Annotated in this window: 1 protein-coding gene; it reads left to right on the forward strand. The window is 58.8% G+C overall.

Translation table 11 applies throughout. From position 1 onward, the window contains the following. Positions 1-539: tripartite tricarboxylate transporter permease (locus tag E8M77_RS24225; RefSeq protein WP_246659250.1), on the forward strand; the 539-nt coding region annotated here is incomplete at both ends.

Consider the following 539-nt stretch of genomic DNA (forward strand, 5'->3'; position numbering starts at 1 on the left):
TCTGCTCCAATTTGCGGACGGGCTCGATATCGTCGTCCTGCTGACGGCACTGTTTGCTGTTCCCCCGATCATCCTTATGATCGAGGAAGCCCTCAAGACGGGTATGTCCGGCGACCTTCTGAAGCTTCAGCGCCAGGGTTCGGTGTTCCAGGAGTGGAGACGGTTTCTTCCGGTCTGGATGCGAAGCTCGGTCATCGGGGTCATCATCGGGATCCTGCCGGGTGCAGGTGGCTCCATGTCCTGCTATCTCGCTTACAATGACGCGAAACGGACTTCCAAACATCCCGAGACGTTCGGCAAGGGCAATCCGGAAGGTGTCGCCGCTTCGGAATGCGGTAATGGCGCCGACAATGCGGCATCGCTGATCCCGGCCCTGACCTTGGGTATTCCTGGCTCCGGTGTGGCCGCTGTTATTCTCGGCGGACTTCTGGTGCACGGCCTGCGACCCGGACCGCAACTGTTCAGCGAATCCCCGGACATCGTTTATGGTTTCATGCTGCAGATGCTTTTATCGGCGTTTCTGCTTGCCATTGTCGGCG

Origin of the sequence: Rhizobium sp. FY34 (assembly GCF_005222845.1) — a bacterium.
In the GTDB taxonomy this organism is placed as follows: Bacteria; Pseudomonadota; Alphaproteobacteria; order Rhizobiales; family Rhizobiaceae; genus Neorhizobium.